A 2811-nucleotide genomic window follows, 5' to 3' on the forward strand; every position below is an offset into this window, starting at 1 on the left:
TGGCAGCGATCTGCGCACAGTTCGGGATCCAGGTGCTCGGCCCACCGCCCGAGCCGTTCGTCGCCTGAACGCGAAGATGTTCGCCGGTGCCAGGCACCGACGAACATCTTCTGCGGGGATCAGCCGATCGGTTCGGACGCGACCTGAGCGGCGTCGCTGGAGTACGTGCCGTGGAGGCCCGCCAGGAACGCTGCGGGGTCCTCTTCGCCTTCGACACCGTCGGAGGTGAAGTACGACATCGGCTCGTAATCGGGCGCTTCGATCCCGAACTCGCGGTACTTGGCCATGCCGGTGCCCGCAGGGATCAGCTTGCCGAGAATGATGTTCTCCTTCAGGCCGATCAGGTCGTCACCGCGTCCGTCGATGGCAGCCTCGGTCAGGACACGGGTCGTCTCCTGGAACGATGCGGCCGACAGCCACGACTCGGTGGCGAGCGAGGCCTTGGTGATGCCCATCAGCTCGGGGCGACCCTCGGCGGGGCGCTGACCGTCCTCGACCATGCGACGGTTCGTGTCACGGAACCGCTTCGAGTCGACCCGCTCGCCGGGCAGGAAGCCGGTGCCACCGGGCTCCTGCACGCCGATCCGGCGCGTCATCTGACGCACGATCAACTCGATGTGCTTGTCGTGGATCGACACGCCCTGGTCGCGGTAGACCCGCTGGACCTCTTCGACCAGGTACAGCTGCGTTTCGCGGATGCCCTTGATCTCCATGATCTCCTTCGGGTCGAAGGGACCATCGACCAGCGGATCGCCGGCCTTGACGTCCTGACCGTCGGTGACGATCGGGCGGGCACCGAGGGGCAGCAGTGTCTCGTGCTCCTCGCCGGCGTCGTCGGTCACCACGACCGGGATGCCCTTGCCCTCGTCGTCGCGCAGGTGCAACACGCCGGTCGCCTTCGCGAGACGGGCCGAGCCCTTCGGCGTACGAGCCTCGAAGAGTTCGACGACGCGAGGCAGACCGCCGGCGATGTCCTTGCCGGCCACACCACCGGTGTGGAAGGTTCGCATCGTCAGCTGCGTGCCGGGCTCGCCGATCGACTGGGCGGCGATGACGCCGACCGCTTCACCGAGTTCGATCATCTGACCGGTGGCGAGCGAGCGACCGTGGCAGATCGCGCAGACGCCGAGTTCGGCGTCGCAGGTGAGCACGGAGCGGACACGGATGCGCTCGATGTTCGGATCGTCGCGCAGCGCTTCCATCTCCTCGTCGCCGACGATGGTGTTGCGCGGCAGCATCGAGGTCGACTCGCCGTCCTTCTCCATCGGGCTGGCGAGCTCGGTGTCGTTGAGCAGCGCCCGGCCGTACAGCTTGGTCTCGAGGTACGAGCGCCGGTTCGCCGTGTCGGGCGAGACGTTCTCGATCCACACGCCGAGCGTCGAACCGCAGTCCACCTCGCGGACGATGAGCTCCTGGGCGACGTCGACGAGACGGCGGGTCAGGTAGCCCGAGTCGGCGGTGCGCAGCGCCGTGTCGACGAGGCCCTTACGGGCACCCGGCGTGGCGATGAAGTACTCGAGGGTTTCGAGGCCCTCACGGAAGTTCGACTTGATCGGGCGCGGGATCATGTCACCACGAGGGTTGGCGACCAGGCCGCGCATGCCGGCGATCTGGCGCATCTGGGTCATGTTCCCTCGTGCGCCGGAACCGACCATCATGTCGATCGGGTTGAACTGGACCTTCTTGAACTCGAGCTCCATCGCCGCCTGCACGTCGGCGGTCGCGTCGGTCCAGATGCGGACCTCCTGCTGGCGCCGTTCGCCGTCGGTGATGATGCCGCGCTTGAACTGGTTCTCGACCTTCTCGGCCTGGGCCTCGTAGTCGTCGAGCATGCCGCGCTTGGCAGCGGGCGTGCGCACGTCGTCGATCGACACCGTGATGCCGGACTGCGTCGCGAACCGGTAGCAGAGGTTCTTGATGTTGTCGAGCGCCTGGGCGACGGTCGCCTTGTCGAAGTTGTCCGACAGCCGCTCGACGATGACACCCATCTCCTTCTTGGTGATGAGGGTGTCGATGTGACCGAACAGCTCGGTGTACTCGGCGGGCAGTGCTTCCTCGAAGAGGGCGCGTCCCGGTGTCGTGGCGAACTTCTCGCCCGGTCCCTTGCGGACCTCGATCGTGGCGTGCAGGTCGAGGGTTCCCTCGTCGTAGGCACGCAGCACCTCCCACAGGTGGCGGAAGACGCGGCCGGAGCCCTCTGCGTCCTCGATGCCCTCGGTGAGGTAGTAGCCACCGATGATCATGTCCTGGCTGGGAACCGTGATCGGACGACCCGACGCCGGCGACAGGATGTTGTTGGCGCTGAGCATGAGGACGCGGGCCTCGGCCTGCGCCTCGGCGGACAACGGCACGTGGATGGCCATCTGGTCACCGTCGAAGTCGGCGTTGAACGCTGTGCACACCAGCGGGTGGATCTGGAGCGCCTTGCCCTCGACGAGCACGGGCTCGAACGCCTGGATGCCGAGGCGGTGCAGCGTGGGCGCACGGTTCAGCATGACCGGGTGTTCCTTGATGACGTCCTCGAGGACGTCCCACACCTGCGGACGACGACGTTCGACCATGCGCTTCGCGGTCTTGATGTTCTGCGCGAGTTCGAGATCGACGAGGCGCTTCATGACGAACGGCTTGAACAGTTCGAGTGCCATCAGCTTCGGCAGGCCACACTGGTGCAGACGCAGCGTCGGTCCGACCACGATGACCGAACGGCCCGAGTAGTCGACGCGCTTACCGAGCAGGTTCTGCCGGAAGCGGCCCTGCTTGCCCTTGAGCATGTCGGACAGCGACTTCAGCGGACGGTTGCCCGGCCCGGTG

The 2811-nt window shown here is 66.5% G+C and carries 1 protein-coding gene; it reads right to left on the reverse strand.

What is annotated here, in order from left to right; genetic code table 11:
• Window positions 1-119: 119 nt before the first annotated feature.
• On the reverse strand, window positions 120-2811 hold a 2692-nt coding region (gene rpoC, locus WBV89_RS15900; protein WP_423982326.1), incomplete at its 5' end, for a DNA-directed RNA polymerase subunit beta'.

This window comes from Ilumatobacter sp. (assembly GCF_049588435.1).
In the GTDB taxonomy this organism is placed as follows: Bacteria; Actinomycetota; Acidimicrobiia; order Acidimicrobiales; family Ilumatobacteraceae; genus Ilumatobacter_A.